Below are 20920 nucleotides of genomic sequence, written 5' to 3'. Positions count from 1 at the left end.
TATTGGAAATGGGAAAAAGGTCCTGAAGAAGGTCCTGAGGGACAGGTTCTCTGTCCCATGGAATGGGACAAGGAACCTGTCCCTTTGTTAATTTTATGTAAAATCGATCTTTATAAACTCTAGTAATATATGGATATATGTTACTATTTCAGTGGGAAAAATATTACTAGTAAGGAGAGTTGATTGTGTATGCGTCTTGATAAAAAACATGTCACAAAAGTAGTAGCTCCATCTGTTTTAGCAACAGCTGTAATGGTAGCAGTAGCCCCAGGTCAGGTTGATGCTGCATCTAGTATTAGTAATCTTGTAAAGCAAGCCCAATTATCTTCAAATCAACTAGTTTCATTTTATGAAATAAAAAATCAAGAGAATTTAGTAATTTCTAACGATTTTCTTGAAAAGTATCAAAAGGCAACAAGTGACATCCTGAAAGCAGAAAAAGCTTTAAAAGACTTAAAAAATGATTCGAATATTAACTGGTATAAAGCTCAGTTAGAAATAGCAAAAAATAAACAATTAAAAGCAGCCAGAGTTATTGATGCAGTAAACATGGGTAACCATTTAGCTGCATCAATGAATAAATTAAATAGCTATGTAAAATCACAAACATTAAATGATGATATGGTCGCTGCCTATCACGAATTATCAGACCAAATTATAAAAGCTGAGAGAGTTTTTAGTAAGGTATACGGTGAAACAAACCGCCAAAAGTTAAGAAAAACGTTCTTAATCAACCCTAAAATTACAAGAGAATCAGTTATATATGAAGTATCTAACTATACCTTACAAAAGCAAATTACAACGTTAATTGATGAAAATAAATTGGAAGACGCAAGAGAGGCCTTTGAAAAGTTAAGCCGTTTAGAAAAACGTGCAGTAGAAATTAAAGAAGCGGGAAATAAACTGTATCCAGGGAAATATCCTTCTCTTCCTAAAATGGATCAAACATTAAATGAAGGAAAAGAGAAGATCAGTGAGTCATTACCATCTATTTTTACACTTTCCCTCATGCATACAAACGATACACATGCTCATTTAGATAACGTGGCGAAAAGTGTAACGGCTGTAAAAGAGGTACGCGCTAAAAAGCCAAATGCGTTACTAGTAAATGCAGGTGACGTTTTCTCTGGAACTCTTTACTTTAATGAGTTCAAAGGACAAGCAGATTTAGAGTTTATGAACTTAATGAAGTACGATGTGATGACATTTGGAAACCATGAATTTGATTTAGGCTCAACCGATGAGGGACATCAAGCATTAGTAGACTTTATAGAAGGAGCAAACTTCTCATTTGTCAGCTCAAACGTAGACTTCTCGGCTGATGATAAATTTACGGGGTTATTTAGTGACTTAATCTCAAGTGAGCCGGAAAACGGCAAAATCTACAACGGTATTATAAAGGAAGTAAATGGCGAGAAAGTAGGATTCTTCGGTCTGACGACAGCAGAAACTGCGGACATCTCTAGTCCTGATAAAGTCAAATTCGAAGATTATATTGAGGAAGCTGAAAAAGCAGTTAAAGCATTTGAGGACCTAGGGGTTAATAAGATCGTTGCTGTTACACACATCGGCTATGATGACAATCCTGAATATGATAATGACTTGGAATTAGCAGCCAACGTTGCGGGAATTGACGTGATTGTTGGTGGCCATAGCCATACCGAACTAGAAGAACCGGTTGTTATCACGAAGGATGGTTCTGGAAAAGAAAAAGACCCAACAGTCATTGTCCAAGCCTATCAATACAACAACAGTTTAGGGACAATAGATGTAGAGTTTGATGAAAATGGCAAGGTCATTGGACAAGCTGGTGAATTAATTTCAATCAGTGAAAAAGCTGATGACCCAAAAGCAGCAGAAATGCTTAAAAAATACTCAGATAAAATTGCTGAAGTGAAAAACACTCCAACTGGTGGTACAGCTGTTAAAGAACTGCCAAATCCACGTATAAATAATGATAACATAATTAGTGTCCGAAACAGTGAAACAGCACTAGGTAACTTAATCACAGATGGAATGCTTGATAAAGCGAAGCAGTTCAATTCTAGTGTAGTGATTGCCATGCAAAATGGTGGTGGAATTCGTGCTGCGATTGATCAAGGAGAAATTACGTTAGGTGATGTATTAACAACTCTTCCATTCGGAAATACATTGGCAACAATAGAGGTAACAGGTGCTGAGATTAAAGAAGCTTTAGAACATAGTATTAGCGAGGCACCAAATGAAAGTGGTGGATTCCTGCATGTATCTGGAATGACATTCACCTATGACAGCTCTAAGCCTGCGGGTAGCAGAGTCGAGACGATTGAAGTAAAGGGTAGTAATGGCAGTTATACAGCTTTAGAAGTAGAACAAACTTATACGATCGCAACCAATGCGTTCACTGCAAAGGGTGGCGACGGCTATGATGTATTCAGTAAAGCCTATGCAGAAGGCCGTGTAACAGATCTTGGCGTGGCTGACTGGGAAAACCTAAGAGACTACGTGCAAAAATTAGGTACGGTGAATCCTCAAATTGAGAATCGTATTGTGGATGTGGCAAAGTAAGTCTGGAAAGAAGGGGGTGTCCTAAAAGATGGGCACCCCTTTTCGGGGACAGGTTCCTTGTCCCAGGCCGCCGAACGCTGAACTAGACCCAGTGTCACGCGAATTTTGTCGAGCTTAGAACAGTACTTTTTTATCTAAAAAAAATACATTTTAGTTCTTTAGGCCTTTTATCCTTCTTTTCACCTGATGAAAAAGTTGTGTTTTAGACGCTGTAACCCTTGATATAACTGGGATTGAAGAATTACAGTTTAGAATTTTTCTAGACACATATATGCCCATAATAGATAATTGGATAGGTTAGGTATAAATGTAAAATTTAGGAGGGTAAGTAAATGAGGTTTTCGAAAATCGCATTTAGTTTGGTTTTAAGTGTAGTACTAATTTTAACTCTTTATACTCCAGGTAAGGCAGAGGCATCATCAAAGGGAACTGCTGTTAATGCAGGGGAGTACCTTCTTTATTTGTTAAATGATTTTAATAAAAAGATTAACAGTGGAGAGATTTATGATATTGATGCACAGTACGATGCACTATCTAATCAAATTAAGAAAACGGAAAGAGCAATTGGAAGAGTTTCAGGATCTAGTACACGTAAATCTTTACAAGCAAAATATGTAAGACCGGCAAAGGTTGCGAGAGAGCGCGTTATTTATGAAGTGTCTCAATTCCGCTTGCTTAAGGGAATTGGGAAGAATGCAATCGCGAACAAGGTAAGCGTAGTAAATAGTGATTTACAAAAGCTTGATCGCTTAAAAAGAAGAGCAGTGGAGATCAAGAAAGCTGGTAACTATGCTGCTGTACCAGGATCAATCAATAAACAGTTGGAAAGTATTGAAGTACCTTTAAAAAATAATACGTTTGCCATTCCAGATCCAGCTGTAAGCTTTACCATTAACAATTATGAGCTTGATGTGTTATTACTAGTTAACATGGAACGCTACGAAGCAGGAATTAAACCACTACCAATACATAAAAAGCTAAGTGCAGTTGCAAGAAAGAAATCAAATGATATGTATGTAAGTAATTACTTTTCTCTTTATTCTTCAAAATATGGGTCAATTGAAGACCTATTAGAACGCTACGGCTTAACATCAGGTGGTGGAAGCTACGGTGTTAATATCGCCAAGAATTGGGGCTCTGCACGTAAAACTGTTTCAGAATTACTAAACAGCTCACAAAATAGAGAAATTTTACTGCAAAACGACATTAGCTACTCTGGTGTTGGTGTTGACCATGACCATGTAACAATCTTGCATATAGCAAACTAGAGGGACAGGTTCCTTGTCCCAAAAGGGACAAAGAACCTGTCCCCACGTCCCTAGGGCAATTCTTATAAGAATTGCCCTATTTTACATTTCTTTATAATATCGATATGTATTTAACATATTATCTAATTCCTGACTTTGTTTAAGAGTGTTTGGATGATTAAGTCCTTTATTCATACCTGTATAGACCATTTGCTTTCTTAAGATATAAATACGTAATGTAAGATAATAAATCTTTAACTTAATCATAGCTTTTCTCCTGTGTAACTACTTATTTTTAATTAGCTTATTTTACATAATTTTTCCATAAATGTTAAGGGAATTCAAGGGGAACATTTCAATTTCAAGACTCTTAACATCAAAATAATCACTTAAAAGGACAGTTTGTTAAAAATCGTTCAAAATACCTACCTAAAATCCAACACTTTTCTACAATTTTCATATAAAATTGTCCATTTTTCTAGTAAAATAAACACATTGGTATATTATTCTAATCACAGATTGAAAGGAGTTTGAAAGCTTGAAGAACCGACATATGATCACCGCTATGTTTCTTACAATCTTGTTATGTGTTGTTGGGTACATTTCTCCATCAAATGTATCGGCGGCAATTTCATATTCATCGGTAGAGAAATTAGTCAGTGAAGCGGAAGAGAATGCAGAAGCATTAAAATCGTATTATAATCTTAGTTCGTCAAAGCAGATTACAATTTCCTCCTCGTTTATGTCTGTTTATGACGAGTCAAAAGCTTCTATAAATGAGGCGCAAACTGCTATTTATAACTTAAGTGATTCTAGAAAAAGTGATTTACAAAAAAGATTAAATGCAGCTAATGGTTATCGACTTCGTGCTGCTTATTTAATTGATAGTGTAACAAACGGTGATACACTTCGTAAGTATATGCAGCAGTTTGAAGTGGCTATTAATAAGGGACAAATCAGTGAGATCAATAGCCAATATGATAAGTATTCCACACAGCTAAAAAAGGTGGAAGCTACAATTGGTAAGGTGTACGGATCTACATCTCGTCGTATCCTTCTGGATTATTACATAACACCTGCAAAAGTTGCTAAGGAACGTGTAATATACGAAGTGTCTCAATTTCGACTATTAAACAAAATCAATACGTACATTTCTCAAGGAAGTTTAACACAAGCGAATAGCAATTTTGCTGTTTTACAAAGGTTAAAAAACAGAGCAGTAGAAATTAAAAAAGCTGGAAATTATGCAAACGTACCAACCTCGATTACACAATCTTTACTTCAAACTGAACAAAAGCTGAAGCAAGATTATGCAGCTGGTGGAAACTCAGGTTCATCTCCAGTTGAAGCAGTAGTCACAGCTAGTGCGTTAAATGTTCGTTCAGAGCCGTCCTTAGACTCAGATGTTGTAGGGAAGCTTTATAATGGAGATAGCGTAACTGTATATAAGTTTGTTGGTGACTGGGCACAAATCAAGATGAATGGAACTGTTTGTTATGTGCATAAAAACTATCTTGTAATTGGTTCGTCTCAAGAATCAGGTGACGCCTTGTTATCAGGCAAAGTAATTGGCATTGATCCTGGTCATGGCGGAAAGGATTCAGGTGCTGTAGGCTTTGGCCTTAAAGAAAAGGATATTGTGCTGGATGTTGGCTTAAAGGTGCAGAAGTTGCTTGAAGCTGAGGGTGCAAAGGTCGTCATGACAAGAAAAGATGATACATTCTTGGAACTGCAAGATCGGGCAAAGGTTGCCAATAATGCAAAAACTGATATTTTCATCAGCTTGCATATTAATGCTGCCACAAGCGAATCGGCTAATGGAACAGAAACATACTGGAACGGAAATTACGAAAGTGCTGCAAGTAAAAAGCTAGCAGAAAAAATCCAAACTAGATTAATAGAAAAGCTAGGTACTAGAAATCGCGGAGTAAAAGATGCTGGTTTTTATGTAATTAAGTATACTACTATGCCTAGCGTACTAGCTGAGCTTGGTTTTATTTCTAACGAAGCTGAAGCGGCTAGACTAAAAACAAGTCAATTCCGTGATAATGCAGCGGAAGCTATTTTATTGGGAGTTTTGGATTATTATAAGTAGGTTTTAAGAAGAAGGGCACAAACTGGTTGTGCTCTTCTTTTTTTCGCTTTTTACCCCTAAATCTACTAAAATATGTTAAAAATTCATTTTTATGTTAGGATAATAGAGTAATTTAGTAATAGGATTTAAGGAGGATATTATGTTAAAGAAGTTTATTTTTATGCTGACTGTTGTGTTTATCACATGTACTGTATGCACGACATATGCGAATACCGCAGCAAATCAAGCCAAGAGCAATGGTGAAAGATTACTAGAAAGACTAGCGAATTTTGAAGAGACAATAGATTCAGGTGAAATAATGGCCATTGATCGTCATTATGATGCACTATCAAATGAGATTAAGAAGACTGAGCTTTCAATTGGAAAAGTGTCAGGTAAATCAAATCGTGACTATTTAAATAATACATATGTGAAACCAGCTAAAATTGCAAGAGAGCGTGTTATTTATGAGGTTTCTCAGTATAGATTGCTCTTAATTATTCAAGATCAAGTTGACGAAGGTAATGTAGAGAAGGCTGAGGCAAACCTTGAAAAGTTAGAGAGATTAAAGAAACGTGCTGTAGAAATTAAGAACGCTGGTGGATATGAAGGTCTTCCAGAAGCTGTTGAATTTGACTTAAGATATACAGAAAACTATTTAGCAGGAATTATCACACCACGCGGCATTTATATTTCAGATGTTGACCTGGAGTGGGAGTCTGTTACTGTTATGAATGATACAAATGAAACAGTTGATATTTCAGGCTGGTATTTAATCAGTGAAGAAGGTAATCAACGCTATGATTTTCCTGAAGGATCAACAATGGAAGCCGGCTACTACATAGCTGTACTGTCAGGTCCAGATGCTTACGATGGAGCTTATGAACAGTTATGGACAACAAGCTATATGTGGAATAATAATGGGGATGCTGCATTGTTATATAATGATGAGGGTGAACTTATTAGCGAATATAGATAATACAGAAAAAACCTGTTCCAACACTGGAGCAGGTTTTTCCTTCTTCTATTAATATAGCGTAAACTCCACAGCCACATCATTACCTTCAAAATCAACAAAGTGTAGAGTAATCACACCATTTTCAAAGAAGATTTCGCCGGTTCTTATTTCATCGCTATCGTCCCAAGTAAGATCATATTCATAGGTAGCTTTTGTTCCGTCGAAGCTTTTCAGTGTTGCCATGAAAACATCATCACCATAAGTTGGTGACTGATAGCCTAACCAAAAACCATTTTCCACTTCTGGATTAGCCCCTAGCATAAAATACTCGTTCGGGCTACTGGAGTTTAAATATCCGTAAGTAGATAAAAGGTTAATCAGTAGCTTTAATTGGTCGCCACTTTTATAAGCTTCGAAAATTTCGACCACTGTTTCTTCATAGTAATCTAATGTTAAGGCAACTTCTACAGGCAGCTGCTCATATCCGCCTGCTTCTTTAATTTCTACTGCACGTTTTTTAAGGCGCTCAAGCTTTTGGAAAGCTGCTTCAGCTTCTGCGAATTGGTTGGAGCTTTGTAGTCCAAGAATAATATGTAGTAATCGTAGCTGTGATACTTCATAAATCACTCTTTCTCTAGCGATTTTTGCTGGTGTAACATACTTTTCAAGCAAGGCACGGCGATTTGTTTTTCCTGAAACCTTACCAATTGCTCGTTCTGTCTTTTTGATCGCTGCTGAGTAGTCATCATAAGATATGTCAATAAGTTCTAAGTTGCCAGCATCAATCGATTCTTCAAACGATAAACGAAGTTCTGTTAAGACTTTTCCACTTTTGTCTGCGTCTTTGTAAGCAACGCTAGGTGGTGCAGCGGATGCTTGTGTTGTTACCCCAATTGTTAGAGCAATCACAAGAATAATGAATTTACTAAAGAAATTTTTCACGTGCTTTCCTCCCGAATCTTGAAATTGTTAGAACTTACTCATTATAACTGGAGAATTCGGCTGATTTTGTCGGAATTAGTCAATGGTACCTATCAAATTTTCTAGGCGGAAAGAGGTGATAAGCAGGTTATTGCAACTATTCCTAGTTTATTTGCGACTTTAGTTTTTTCTTTGCAACTTCTGGCTAAGATCTTGCAACATTTACAATTTATTTGCATGTATAGAAATTCTTACTCTCGATATGGAATTCAGTATAGATCAACTGGTGAAGGGATATTCTGTATGAAAAAAACCTCAATTTTGAGAGAAGGGATAAATAACATGCGAATCTTCTCAAGATTTTTGTTTTACCTTAGCAGCATTACAGGTGCTTTACTTCTTTTTGCCATCCTTTTAGATGTATTTATGTTTAAAGAAGAAGTGATGTTTGAGCTAAATGAATATCTTCAGTGCTTTGCTCTTATTTTTTTAGCTGTTGCTATTAAGTATACGATGATTCCTTACTACGACAAGAAAAGGGAAGGGTAGGTAGGCATAAAAAAGGTGACTCATACACACGATATATGAGTCACCTTTTTATGTTTTCTATAGTTTTGCTCGAAGGTTTTCTTCTAACTTATTTAGATCAGAAGAAATACGACTTGGTAGGCTTTGATAGCCACCTGCCTGCTTGATTTCAATTGCACGGCGCTTGAGTCGATCTAGTTTTGAAAGCTCACTCTTTGCTTGATCGATTTTATTAGATGAGATTAACACATCAATTTTTAGTAATAGACGATAAATCGATACTTCATAAATGGTTCTTTCCACTGCAATTTTAGCAGGAGTGATGTATTGATCATTAAGGGCTTTACGATTAGCGCTTCCGTATACCTGACCAATGGCTACCTCTGTTGTTCTAATTTTGCGTGTGAAGGAATCGTATAGATTATTCACGTTCGCTATGTTGGCACTACCGATGGCTCGATTAAAGTGGGTAAGAGATATTTGTGTAATCGTGCCTTGAACAGTTGCTTCAAGAGATTGAAGTGATCGGCCAATTTTAGGGTTTAGCGCTTCATAATTACCTGCATTTTTAATAGCAACCGCACGGCGTTTTAAGCCGGCTAGCTTTGCGATCTCATTTTCTGCATGTGTTAATTTATTTTTTGAGAGGTGCTCCTCTACTGTTTTTAATAGTCGATATTGAGATATTTCATAAATCGAACGTTCTACAGCTACTTTAGCAGGGCGGACATAGGTAGCTTCAAGCTGATCGCGGTTGCTTTTTCCACTAACCTTTCCAATCGCGACTTCTGTTGCTCTTAATTGCTTTGTAAAGCGGTCATATAGACTATTCATATTTGAAACAGAGCCAGCATTCATTGCTGCTTGATAATTTGATAATTCGTTAAGAAGCGCGTTTCCTGCTTTTTGAGCATTCACTTTATTGAGAACGTCTGGAGATAAATAGTTATGCTTCACCGCAAGCTCTTCAAAGGATGAACTAGAATTTGTGATCACAACCGTTGTATATAATTCAACTTGTGAAAATAGCCAGCGTACTTCGCTATTGTGCATTCTCACACAACCAGAGCTAACATATCTTCCAATTGAACTTTCATTGCTGTTGCCGTGAATGGCATAAGTTGTTCCATATGTACCTCTTGCATCTAATCCAAGCCAGCGATCTCCTAATGGATTTCGTGGATCTCCGCCAGGTATGTTTTTCGTATAATAAGGACGGTTTTTGATTTTATTCACAATTCTAAACCTGCCTTCAGGAGTGTATGAGTCCTTTCTTCCGGTCGCTACATCAAATACTTTTACAAGCTTCCAATTATTGAAAAATGCTAGTTTGTTATTCGCTTTGTTAATAATGATAAATTGGTCATTTCCTGCTGCCTGCGCTGGTTGCTGTAATCCTACTAAACATCCGATCACAAAAAGTAAAATTATCCCGATTTTCCTCAATACTCTCACCCACTAATTATTAGATTCTTTTTATCAAGTATAAAGTTTACTAGATGAAAAAAATGTAAAAAACTGGAGCGAATGATATGTGTTTTTGTAGATAGAAAGGTTTTATTTCGACATGCTCCTACTTGTTTCTTTCCTCTCATTTTCTCTACAAAAACCAAAATAGCCCAAATTAGTAAGTAAAAAGTTCGAGATATTATCTGACTTAGGTCTAGTAAACTATCAAGTAGTGTACTATACTCATTTTGGGATGACTGAAAACGTCTTCTCCAGTTTTTAATTGTGGCTGTATTTTTATCAAACAAACGAAAAAGGGGAGCTTTTTTTAAATGAAAAAAACAAAAAAAGTATCACAAGTAGTAGCTACTTCAGCAATAATGACAGCAGCTTTTGTCGCAGCAGGTCCACAGGCGGAGGCAGCATCAAACGTTCAAAGCGTTGTCGCAGAGGCACATGTTTCAGCGAACAAGCTAGTGAAGTTTTATGATGTGAGAAATCAACAAAATGTTGCGATTTCAACAGACTTTTCTACAGCATATGCAAAAGCAAGTGAAGATATTAAAAAAGCTGAAAAAGCAGTGCAACAACTAAAAGATGGTTCAGAAAAAAAGAATCTAACAGCGCAGCTTGATGTAGCGAAAGATAAACTGTTAAAAGCAGCTAGAATCATTGATGCAATTAAAACTGGACAAGAACTACAAACATTACAAGAGACGTTAAACGGATTAGTTGAAGCTGATACATTAAATACAGAGCTTGTCGACGCTTATCATGGATTATCCTTACAAATGAGTAAAGCAGAAAGAGTGTTCAGTAAGGTGTACGGTGAAGGAAATCGACAAGTGATTCGCGATGCATTCTTAGTAGATGCAAAAATTGCAAAGGAAACAGTTATTTACGAAGTTTCTATGCATACACTCCAAAATCAAATTGATCAATTGTTAGTAGACAATAAAATAGAAGAAGCGAAGGCAGCTTACGAAAAGCTGAATCGCCTAGAAACAAGAGCGGTTAAGATTAAAGAAGCAGGAAATAAATTGCACCCAGGTAAGTACCCAGATTTACCTGAAATGGCGCAAAAAGCAAAAGAGCGTAAAAACAAAATCAAAGAAAATCTTCCATTTGAATTATCTCTTATGCATACAAATGATACACATGCACATATTGAAAACGTAGCAAAATTTGTAACAGCTGTGAACGAAGTAAGAGAGGAAAATCCAGATGCACTTTTATTAAACGCAGGTGATGTTTTCTCTGGAACTTTATATTTCAATGAATTCAAAGGACAAGCTGATCTTGAGTTTATGAATCTAGTAAAATATGACCTAATGACATTTGGTAATCATGAATTTGATCTGGGCTCAAGCCCTGAAGGACATAAGGCATTAGCTGATTTCGTCAAAGGTGCTCAGTTCCCATTCGTAAGCACAAACGTTGATTTTTCAGCGGATGAGAACATGAAAGTTTTGTTCCATGATGAAGTGACTGAAGAGCCTGTTGATGGACAAATTTACAGTGGTGTTGTGAAGGAAGTAGATGGAGAAAAAGTTGGATTCTTCGGCTTAACAACAGAAGAAACAGCTGATATTTCAAGCCCAGGTAGTGTTGTTTTTGAAAATTACATTGCTGAAGCGGAAAAAGCAGTTGCAGCATTTGAAGCGCAGGGAATTAATAAGATTGTTGCGATTACACATATCGGCTATGACGATAATATAGAATACGATAATGACCTTGAGCTTGCGAAAATGGTAGATGGTATCGACATTATTGTTGGTGGCCACAGTCATACGAAGTTAGACACTGGTACAGTTGTTAACAAAGATGAAGCAGGTGTGGAAAAGGATCCTACTTTAATTGTTCAGGCTAGCCAATACGGTGAATATCTAGGAACTGTAGATGTTGAATTTAATAGTGAAGGTATCATTACAAATGAAGCGGCTCAGCTAATTAAAGTAGCTGATAAAGAAGAGAATGCAGAAGCAGCAGCATTGCTGAAAAAATATTCTGATCAAATTGCTGCAATAAGAGATACTTCAACAGGTGCGACAACTGCAAAAGAACTAGCCAATCCACGTACAACAGCTGAAAACCCAACAGCACCAAGTGTACGTAACAGCGAAACAGAGTTAGGTAACTTGATCACAGATGGTATGCTAGCAAAAGCAAAACAATATAAACCAAACACAGTCATTGCAATGCAAAATGCTGGCGGGATTCGTGCTTTTATAGATGCCGGTGAAATTACATTAGGTGATGTGTTAACGGTGTTACCATTTGGAAATACGCTAGCAACAATGAACTTAACAGGAGCAGAAATCTTAACTGCGCTTGAACACAGCGTAGGACAAGCACCGAACGAAAGCGGTGGATTCTTACATGTTTCAGGTATGAAATTCACATATGACAGCAGCAAACCAAAAGGTGAGCGTATCGTAACAGTAGAAGTAGAAGAAACAGAAGGTGTATTCACAGCGTTAGACCCAGCGAAGGAATACGCAATCGCAACGAATGCCTTCACAGCAAAAGGTGGAGACGGCTATACGGTCTTCGCTGATGCATACGCTGCAGGACGCGTAACAGACTTAGGTTTATCTGATTGGGAAAACTTAAGAGATTATGTGGCGAAACTTGTGACGGTTGAACCGGTGATTGAAGGTCGTATTACGGATGTAGCGAAATAATAAAGTCTAACCAAGCCTTGTTCATTAGAACGAGGCTTGGTTTTTATATTGTAATTTTCTTACATAAGGACTAAAAATCAACATTCCTTTGCCGATATATAGGTGTGGATATGAAAGTTCGGAGGGGAACAAATGTATAAAAAGATAGTAAATATCATCCTTGCATTATTATTAGTAATTTTTATGTATCAACCAAGCTCTAAAGCTCAAGCGGCAGAATCCAAAATCATCTGTATTGACCCTGGTCACCAGCGAAAAGGAAACAATCACAAAGAACCCAATGCACCAGGCTCTCAAACAATGAAAGCTAAAGTTTCTTCAGGCACACAGGGCGTTTCCACGAAAAAACCTGAATATGTACTAGTTCTAGAAATCTCTAAAAAGCTCGAAACGAAGTTAAAAGAACGAGGCTATAGAGTTTATATGACAAGAACACATCATGATGTAAATCTAAGTAATATGGATCGTGCACTGTTTTGTAATGCGAAAAGTGCAGACTTAACGATTCGTGTTCATGCAGATGGAAGTACTAATAGAAATGTAACAGGCATTCATGTTTTATATCCATCAGGCTCGTATACAAAAAGCATCAATGAAAAAAGCAAAGTAGCAGCTTCTCACATGATTGATGAAGTAATCAAATCAACTGGTGCCAAAAAAGCAAATGGCGACGGCCTATCACCACGAACAGATATTACTGGTTTTAACTGGGCAAAACAGCCTGTTGTTCTTCCTGAAGTAGGATTTATGTCAAATCCAGAGGAAGATCAAAAACTATCAACAAACGCCTACCAAGAAAAGCTTGCTGAAGGAATGGCGAACGGAATTGACCGTTTCTTTGGTTTGAATGGCTCTGCATCAGTTGAAGGCGAGAAATTGCTTCAGCAGCTAGCGACTTTTAACAAAGCGATTGAAGCTGGAGATCTTAAAAAGGTTAATACACTCTATGATTCCTTTACAAAGCAACTAAAAAATGTAGAAATGAAAATTGGGAAAGTTTCAGGCTCTTCAAATCGTGCGAACTTAAACGAACGCTATGTAAGGCCTGCAAAAATTGCAATAGAAAGAACTATTTTTGAGATTTCACAATATCGTCTATTACATGGAATTCAATCAACTGTTAGTAAGGGGAATTACGACCAAGCTATCAGAGAAACGAAGAAGCTTGAACGTTTAAAGAATAGAGCAATTGGTATTAAGCAGGCAGGTGGATATCAAGCGCTGCCTACTAAAATAAATGCAGATTTAAGAAAAAGTGAAGCTGAGATACAAGGTTCATTGTTAACTGGTTTAGTAAGTAGATATAACAAAGCGATTAACAATGGGGATCTTTATGTAGTGGACGGCCAATATGATCAACTAACAGCACAGCTTCGCTTAACGGAAGTGAAAATTGGACAGGTTGGTGGGGCTTCTAATCGTCAAGCGTTAAATGCTACCTATGTGAGACCTGCAAAAGTTGCAGTAGAACGAACAATTTATGAGGTCTCCCAGCTCAGGTTAATAGAAGTGATGCAGAAATTGATTGACGAAGATCAGTTAGTGAAGGCTGAGGCAAAATTATCTGTCCTAGAGCGTCTGAAAAACAGAGCCGATGCGATTAAGAAGGCTGGTGGGTATGAGCTATTGCCGATAGTGATTGAGGAAACATTAGAAGAGGTTGAGACAGAAGTTCGGGTGATTGTTACACCCTGAAACATAACCAATAAGAAACCCGAGTATCTACTATTAAATAAGTTTGGTTTTCGAGTACAAAAGCTTAATTAGCATTCTTTCAACAGGATGGCAAAATTAGTGTCAGTGGGGATTGATGTACTGAAAGTGGCAGGGTTTTGGTATTTAAGTTAGAAAAGGCTCTCTGATGTTATTCATTGTTGATTTTTTCGAAGAGATACAGGAATTAATAGGCGGAGAAATTCCGGTTAAAGTATATAATAGATGCTTAAAATGCCGATATAAGCGGAAATATTCCGGCTAACTTCTGTATATATAATTAAATCTAAAGAATAGGTTCATATAAACGGAGAAACTCCCCTTATTTTGAGGGAAATGTTGGTATTTCTCCATTTAAACGGAACTTTTCCGTTTATTTTCCAAACCTTAGTAAAAATTCAACTATGCAGAATAATGTAAAAAAAGCTTGGAAACACATTGTTCCAAGCTTTTTTGCTAATCAAATGATCTGTTCATTTAAGTGCGAATTACCGCCCGAATAGTACGGTTATTTCTAATTTTGTACTTCAAAAACTGAAACCACAGTTAACATACCCGGGTTTTTCTCGTTATCTCTCGACCAAACCAATCAAAATATATTTCCACACTTCACGTGAAGTAAAGTCCTTCAAAGCGACCTTTGTAATCTGCTTCGGCTTCATTTCGGTTACAAAGCTAGTGTTAGTTTGAGGTGTTTTCCCTGGAGTCAGCATAGCAACTTCCCCAATTTCAGCTCCCTCAACAATCTCTGTATAACCATCAAAGCTCAAACCTTTTTCAATAGTATTCTTCGTAATTTGTCCATTCTTATTTAACTTATATACATAGGAAGTTTTTTTGCCGTGAATCACTCCATCACGTACTGCAGGTACATCAGAAACCTCTGCGGTTACAACAGAAACAGTTGTTTTTGTGCCGATTGAAGATGTTTCTGGCTGTTCAAGAATGCTTGCAACAAACTTATAGGCATTTTTCTGGTCAAGTGCCGGTTCATCAACTGGATATGGATTGATTTTATCAAGTGTTCCTTCAAGCTTCCTTTTCTCACCAGAAGCAGTTGCAGTTAATTTCATACCAGTTTCAGCTTTTTTTAGTTGCTGTTCTGAAAACTCTCCTTCAATCGCTAATTCATTAGAAGCAATTGTAATAATAGGATTTCCGAGATTTTTATTAACATCAACAACAACTCCGTCGATATTACTTACCATTGAGGCGGAGTTTTCTTTTTCGTTAATATTGTCTAACTGATTTTCGTACTTCGTCTTTTGCTCCTCAAGCTTACGTTTTTCAAGCTCCTGTTTATAGATTTCCTGCTCAATTGTGCTTTCAATCATTTCAGAAGATGCATGAACATCAATTTTTAACCCATCCTCAAGAATAGAATCTACCTCTATTTCAGATGTGGTCGTAGGGATGGAGCGTTGATAGTCTTCTAGAGAGTCGATGTAGTCTTCAACCCCTTCTATTTCACCCTCAACCTGTGTTATGTCTGATTCGAGCGTTTCTTTCAATGAATCGATCTCAGGTGATGTATATAAAAATAAAGGAGTTCCGACCGCGACCTCATCTCCTTCTTCTACAAGAAATTGTTGAAATTCAATGTTTTCCAGAGGAAGATATACATCCTGCTTTTCCTTCGGTACCAAGATCCCATCTGTTTCAAACGTTTCAACAATATCCCGTTCCTGTACTCGATTCCATTTTTCAACATGAACGGTATGCTGAACCTTACTGTCTTCCTTAAAAATTAAATAAACGTTTGTTCCAATAAATCCGATAACAATAACTGCTACTACAATGCTTACCCATCTTTTCATTTCGTCCACCTCCTTAGAATAATACAGGGATTTTAATGAAAGCCATTAACCCTGTTAGTAGCCAAGTTATTAGGTAGAACAAAATCAAAAGAGTAAGAGCTACATATCTATTTTTTTCACTAAGAGATGCGAAGTAATAGTATTGAAGCATTAATGCTACTAAATGAAACAATGTGATGGAACCAAAAAAAGAGTTCCAATACTCATGTTCAAAAGCATATTGACTTAGTACACCGAAAGAAAAAGGATTGCTTACCAGATTTAGATCAAGTAGGACCAAAACGGGTATTGTTAAAATTTGTCCTAATAAAAGGAAGGCGAAACCAAATGTTTGTACAATGACAACCTTGATATAAGAAATTTCCAGAAAGATCCAAAAAAATATGGAGGCAAACCAGATAAAAAGGGTTGGGAATAAAATGCCTGAAATAAGCTTTCCACCAAGTAATAGAAGTTTGCCAGATTCATATTTTTCTAACGTATAATTGGTAATATTTCCAGAATAAGTTTCAGTACCGATCCCGAAATAGGTACTAGTTGCAAAAGTAACTAAGCATATAACATATAGGAAAATCAGTTTGGGGATAACCCCCTTGATGGCTTCCGCTTTTTGTAGCTGATAAAGGCTGATTTGTGGTCTAAATAGCCCTTTCACTATGTTCAAATGGTAATTCATTTGTGTGCTCCTTTTAAAAATATGTCTATATTTGTATTCTAACTTAATTTGCAGAGAATGGAAATGGGACAAGGGGACAGGTACCTTGTCCCTCAAAGAAGATACTTCTTGTTAAGTGTCTTTGTAAAAACTTCTTTTTATAAATGAATAGTAAATCATGACATCTAATAAAATCTACAAATTTTGCTATTTGTTTCAAAAAATACACAAAATTTAACAAAAACATCTGTATTTAAGAGTGAAAGTAATTAGATTTTGTTTAGGGGGGGAAAGTATATTAGAAGAAAGCGGTTAACAATGAATACAAAAAAAGAGTGCAATAATTCTGCACTCAAAAAGGTAACACACACATATATAGAATACCCAATCCAACCAAAATTTATGTCCGTGTTCAAGGCTTAATTTCATATATGTATTAATAGACCCCAATAGTAACACCCACAATCAACCTCACCTCAATCACATAGCTCCACCAATTTCCTAAATTTAATATTAAATACTACTTAAGTACTATAAAACCCGTAGAACCAACGATTCACACCCCTCCCAAAGTGCTATTTCAATAAAATGAAAAAAATTCTCATTTAAAAAGGAGGAAAAAAAAGGAATTGTGTCGTAAAGTAGTAAGTGGACGTATAAAAAAAGAAAGTGGGTAGGCACATGAAAAGTTTTAAGAAAGCAGGCGTTATGGCATTTGCTTTAGCTTTGACTTTTTCCTCTGTGGGACAAAGTCAGGTAAGCTATGCGACGAGTCAGCCAGAGCAAGCTCAAAAGAGTTATAACGAAGCATTAAGTAAGCTTGGATTTAAGAATTCAAGTGTACAATCTCTTCCAACATCTAAAGGTGAGGATGAAGTGTACTTTGATGACCTTTTAGTTGTTAAATACAAAAAAGGGATTTCTTCTAATACTCATAAAAAAATGGGTACAACATTAGTGAAGAAAGTAAGCAGTCTTCAATATGACGTTGTTCGTGTAACGAATAAGAAGAATCTTGATAAAATTGCAGCAGATTATATGAAACGTGCTGATGTTCAATCGGTTTCTAAGAGTGCTAAAATCTCTAAGCTTGGTTTACCGGACCAAAAGAGATCTGAGATGTATCATTTAGATAATCTTAAAATTGATGATGCGACAAAATTAGCAGGTAAAAACAAAGTAAAAGTGGCCGTAGTTGATACGGGTGTTGATGCGAATCACCCTGAATTAAAGAATAAGATCGTTTACAACTATAATGTAATGGATCCTATGAAAAAGGGTGCAACAGATTTACATGGTACACATGTAGCTGGAATTATTGCTGCTGAGAAGAACAATGAAGTGGGTGGCTATGGAGTTAACCCAAATGTTCAAATTGTATCAATTGATGTATTTAATCGCTCTATGTTTGCAAGTGATTATTCTGTTGCAGAAGGTATTTTAGAGGCGGTTAAACAAAAAGTACAGGTGATTAACCTAAGTCTTGGATCAAGCGTTCCTTCTCCAATTATTAAAGAAGCCATTGATAAAGCAATTGAAGCGAATATTACTGTTGTTGCAGCAGCTGGTAATAGTGGATCTGAAATGCTAGAATATCCAGCGTCATTCAATGGTGTTATTAGCGTAGGGGCAACTAATGAAGAAAATCAGCTAGCAGAATTCTCTACTTATGGTTCTTCCGTTGATGTTGTTGCACCAGGTCAAGACATCTACAGCTCAGCTTATGATGCGGAACGCGGTTCTACTTTTATGAAGCTTGATGGAACTTCAATGGCTTCACCTGTTGTAGCTGGAACCGTTTCATTACTATTATCAAAAAATCCTAAATTAACACCACAGCAAGTTCAGTACATCCTAAATACGACTGCAACAGATTTAGGTAGCAGAGGGTATGATACTACTTATGGATTTGGTTTAATCAATCCTATCAATGCTTTAAAATATGATACTTCAAAAATACCAGCGGTAGAAAAAGTATCTGAAGATCAATTAGTAGAAAAAGCAAAAACACTTGATGGTGAAGGAAAATCTGTTCAAAAAGGAGCTATTACGAAGCTTTATCAAACAGATTACTATCAATTGTCTGTAAATGAGGGTGAATATGTACAAGTAAGCTTAGATCCTTATAAAAAGACGAATGACTATGAATATGAGCTTTATTTCTTCCCAGAAGGAGAAACAGAAGCAGCAGCTGAAAAGCTAACAGTAAACGATGTAACAGTTGGTGCAACAGAGGCTTCTTTATACAAAGCTCCTGAAGCAGGAACAGTTGTTATTGGCGTTAAAGATGCATTGAAAAAATATAGTGAATCAGCAAAACAAACATACACATTAACGGTTGAAAAAGTAGCTGAGTTACAAGAAGATGGATTGTCTGAAGAAAATATGGCTTCTATTACAAAGTTCCCATACAAATCAGGTAACCTATATTTCACTGAAGCAACACCACCCGTTTCAGAAGAAGAAACACCAGCTGAAGAAGAAGTTCCTGTTGATCCATTAGCGATCGGTGATAGTGACTTTTTCACGTTCTCTGTTCCTGAAAACAGTGAGAGTTCAGAAACATACAAATTTAGTTCAACAGGTGTTCCTGGAATTGACGTTACCCTAAATCTTTATATGGTTGAGAAATTTGAGATGGACGGGGAAGTAATCGAAGAAAAGATGCTTTACGATGTTGTTAATAACAAAGGATATGGACAAGGTGAATCATTCACATTTACTGGTATGCCTGGAGCTACTTATATTCTTGAAGTAACAAATAACCCATTATCTGAATTGTTAATGTGGGGATATTATGGTCAAGAACTAGATTTAACAAGAGGGTTTTCCTCAAACATTCCTTATCAAGTAACAGCTGATAAAGTTGTATTACCAGCTGACGAAGATCAGTTCCCTGAAGCTTCATATGACTATTCAGAGGAAGTAACAGAGGAATACGTGGAACAAGCATATAGAACAAAAGATAGTATCCGAAATGGTATTTTAGAAGATTTATTGGCATTACTAATGGGAGGTCAAGAAGATTATTATTCACTTGTCCCTGAGATAGCAATGCCATACACATTGAATGAAGAAAAAACAGGCTATTTCCAATATAGCGGTGATGAAGACTGGTATTCTGTTGAGCTAGACAAAACAGGATTATATGAAGTTTCTTATGATGGCAATGGAGCAGAAGCTGGAATTGAAATTTATCAGCAAGATCCTGAAACAGGTAGCTTTATTATGCTAGCGTCTAATCTATACTTTGATATGGTTGGAGTATCAATGAATGAGAAAACGTATGTAGGATTAAAAGCTGATCAAACATACTATATTAAGTTAGCAGATCCGAATTATCGTCCAAACTCTAACGAGTACACGTTCTCTGCCAAGTTTGTTGCTGAATCTCCAGTTGATAAGCAAGAATCAAACGATGTTTATGCAGAAGCTACAGAGTTAAAGCCAGGAACGATCACTGGTAACTTCTCAACAGAGCAAGATATGGACATGTTCTACTTCACACCGGATTCAAATGGTATTTACGGATATCAAGTACAACCAGTGGAAAGTAAGACAAATAGTAAATATCCTAAACAAATTCAAAGAGAATTAGATCCAGTTGTGTTTGTCATTGAGGACACAGATGGAGATGGAGAATTAGACGTTGAAGAAGAAGGGAAATTAACAATTACAGACTTCGGTTTCACTGGCGATGAAGAACGTGGATCATTCCATGCATCAAAAGGAAAAGGTTATTTTGTTGTCTTGTTTGATTACTATGGAACAGCATCATTCAAAGATTACAAGTTTACATTCGCTTCAGGGAATAAAGTGGATGAAGACAAAGGGTCTGTCATTAAAAATAATGTTCCATCAAAACCAATTTCACTAAGCAAAGACAAAAGTGGGAAATTAACGGGTACAGGCTACTTAAATCCATCAACTGGTAAAGGTGATGTTGATTACTATAAGCTTGTAATTCCAAACGCAAAACAGAAATATAAAGTATCACTAGATGTACCAACGGATATAGATGGTGTAATAAGTCTTTATGAAGCAAACGGAAAGCAAATTCTTAAAAAGGATCTTTATGGAAAAGGAGATTCTGAAGAGTTTTATGTGAACCTAAAAAAAGGTACTTACTTCTTTAAAGTAGAAGATAAAAATGGTAATGCTAGCATTTCACCATATAAGTTAACACTTCAATAAGGTTCTTAGGCCCTCTATGAGAGATTCATAGAGGGTTTTTTACGATTAACATCTTAATCAAACGTTTATTTATCAACTGCTTTTGAATGATTTTTAGTACTTTATTAATTTTGACCAATTTCGACATTGTTGA

At 36.5% G+C, this 20920-nt stretch carries 13 protein-coding genes; 8 read left to right on the top strand and 5 right to left on the bottom strand.

What is annotated here, in order from left to right:
- Positions 1-189 precede the first annotated feature (189 nt).
- Entirely contained in the window at positions 190-2547 is a 2358-nt protein-coding gene (locus tag D9842_RS17920; RefSeq protein WP_162987487.1) for a 5'-nucleotidase C-terminal domain-containing protein, read from the top strand.
- 332 nt (positions 2548-2879) lie between these two features.
- On the top strand, positions 2880-3815 hold the full coding sequence (locus tag D9842_RS17915) for a CAP domain-containing protein (RefSeq protein WP_121663685.1): 936 nt from the start codon (positions 2880-2882) through the stop codon (positions 3813-3815).
- An 81-nt stretch (positions 3816-3896) separates the two neighbouring features.
- Here D9842_RS17915 and D9842_RS17910 read toward each other — a convergent pair whose 3' ends face one another.
- Positions 3897-4061: an aspartyl-phosphate phosphatase Spo0E family protein gene (locus tag D9842_RS17910; RefSeq protein WP_121663684.1), complete on the bottom strand. Its 165-nt coding sequence runs from the start codon at positions 4059-4061 to the stop codon at positions 3897-3899.
- Between the two features lie 271 nt (positions 4062-4332).
- Here D9842_RS17910 and D9842_RS17905 point away from each other — a divergent pair, with 271 nt between their 5' ends.
- Together D9842_RS17905 and D9842_RS17900 are read left to right on the top strand one after the other, a co-directional pair.
- A complete protein-coding gene (locus tag D9842_RS17905; protein WP_121663683.1) occupies positions 4333-5889 on the top strand; it encodes an N-acetylmuramoyl-L-alanine amidase in 1557 nt (518 codons plus the stop codon).
- A 139-nt stretch (positions 5890-6028) separates the two neighbouring features.
- Entirely contained in the window at positions 6029-6847 is an 819-nt protein-coding gene (locus D9842_RS17900; protein ID WP_121663682.1) for a lamin tail domain-containing protein, read from the top strand.
- Positions 6848-6895: 48 nt separating this feature from the next.
- Here the strand turns inward: D9842_RS17900 and D9842_RS17895 are convergent, their stop codons facing one another.
- Positions 6896-7768, bottom strand: coding sequence for a hypothetical protein (locus D9842_RS17895; protein ID WP_121663681.1), 873 nt, complete (start codon positions 7766-7768; stop codon positions 6896-6898).
- A 282-nt stretch (positions 7769-8050) separates the two neighbouring features.
- Here D9842_RS17895 and D9842_RS17890 point away from each other — a divergent pair, with 282 nt between their 5' ends.
- The gene (locus D9842_RS17890; RefSeq protein ID WP_121663680.1) at positions 8051-8296 is read left to right on the top strand and encodes a hypothetical protein; all 246 of its coding nucleotides are present in this window, start codon (positions 8051-8053) and stop codon (positions 8294-8296) included.
- A gap of 57 nt (positions 8297-8353) precedes the next feature.
- On the opposite strand, the gene D9842_RS26570 is transcribed toward D9842_RS17890, so the two are convergent.
- Positions 8354-9721, bottom strand: a complete 1368-nt coding sequence (locus D9842_RS26570) for a L,D-transpeptidase family protein (protein WP_121663679.1) — start codon at positions 9719-9721, stop codon at positions 8354-8356.
- A 335-nt stretch (positions 9722-10056) separates the two neighbouring features.
- Between D9842_RS26570 and D9842_RS17880 the strand changes: the two genes are divergently transcribed.
- Together D9842_RS17880 and D9842_RS17875 are read left to right on the top strand one after the other, a co-directional pair.
- Positions 10057-12408 (top strand): 5'-nucleotidase C-terminal domain-containing protein, encoded by a 2352-nt coding sequence (locus D9842_RS17880; RefSeq protein ID WP_162987486.1) that lies wholly within the window; start codon positions 10057-10059, stop codon positions 12406-12408.
- Positions 12409-12540: 132 nt separating this feature from the next.
- On the top strand, positions 12541-14103 hold the full coding sequence (locus D9842_RS17875; protein ID WP_162987485.1) for an N-acetylmuramoyl-L-alanine amidase: 1563 nt from the start codon (positions 12541-12543) through the stop codon (positions 14101-14103).
- Positions 14104-14690: 587 nt separating this feature from the next.
- On the opposite strand, the gene D9842_RS17870 is transcribed toward D9842_RS17875, so the two are convergent.
- Positions 14691-15938, bottom strand: a complete 1248-nt coding sequence (locus tag D9842_RS17870; RefSeq protein ID WP_121663678.1) for an efflux RND transporter periplasmic adaptor subunit — start codon at positions 15936-15938, stop codon at positions 14691-14693.
- Between the two features lie 13 nt (positions 15939-15951).
- Positions 15952-16614, bottom strand: coding sequence for a hypothetical protein (locus D9842_RS17865; protein ID WP_121663677.1), 663 nt, complete (start codon positions 16612-16614; stop codon positions 15952-15954).
- A 660-nt stretch (positions 16615-17274) separates the two neighbouring features.
- Between D9842_RS17865 and D9842_RS17860 the strand changes: the two genes are divergently transcribed.
- The gene (locus D9842_RS17860) at positions 17275-20787 is read left to right on the top strand and encodes a S8 family peptidase (protein ID WP_121663676.1); all 3513 of its coding nucleotides are present in this window, start codon (positions 17275-17277) and stop codon (positions 20785-20787) included.
- Positions 20788-20920 lie beyond the last annotated feature (133 nt).

It is taken from the genome of Metabacillus litoralis (assembly GCF_003667825.1).
Classification (GTDB): domain Bacteria; phylum Bacillota; class Bacilli; order Bacillales; family Bacillaceae; genus Metabacillus; species Metabacillus litoralis_B.
This window is presented reverse-complemented; position numbering and strand designations above follow the sequence as displayed.

Excerpts from the sequence above, each read along its gene's own strand:
- D9842_RS17920 (WP_162987487.1), top strand. The coding sequence starts at position 190 with ATGCGTCTTGATAAAAAACATGTCACAAAAGTAGTAGCTCCATCTGTT.
- D9842_RS17915 (WP_121663685.1), top strand. The coding sequence starts at position 2,880 with ATGAGGTTTTCGAAAATCGCATTTAGTTTGGTTTTAAGTGTAGTACTA.
- D9842_RS17910 (WP_121663684.1), bottom strand. The coding sequence starts at position 4,061 with ATGATTAAGTTAAAGATTTATTATCTTACATTACGTATTTATATCTTA.
- D9842_RS17900 (WP_121663682.1), top strand. The coding sequence starts at position 6,029 with ATGTTAAAGAAGTTTATTTTTATGCTGACTGTTGTGTTTATCACATGT.
- D9842_RS17890 (WP_121663680.1), top strand. The coding sequence starts at position 8,051 with ATGAAAAAAACCTCAATTTTGAGAGAAGGGATAAATAACATGCGAATC.
- D9842_RS17880 (WP_162987486.1), top strand. The coding sequence starts at position 10,057 with ATGAAAAAAACAAAAAAAGTATCACAAGTAGTAGCTACTTCAGCAATA.
- D9842_RS17875 (WP_162987485.1), top strand. The coding sequence starts at position 12,541 with ATGTATAAAAAGATAGTAAATATCATCCTTGCATTATTATTAGTAATT.
- D9842_RS17870 (WP_121663678.1), bottom strand. The coding sequence starts at position 15,938 with ATGAAAAGATGGGTAAGCATTGTAGTAGCAGTTATTGTTATCGGATTT.
- D9842_RS17865 (WP_121663677.1), bottom strand. The coding sequence starts at position 16,614 with ATGAATTACCATTTGAACATAGTGAAAGGGCTATTTAGACCACAAATC.
- D9842_RS17860 (WP_121663676.1), top strand. The coding sequence starts at position 17,275 with ATGAAAAGTTTTAAGAAAGCAGGCGTTATGGCATTTGCTTTAGCTTTG.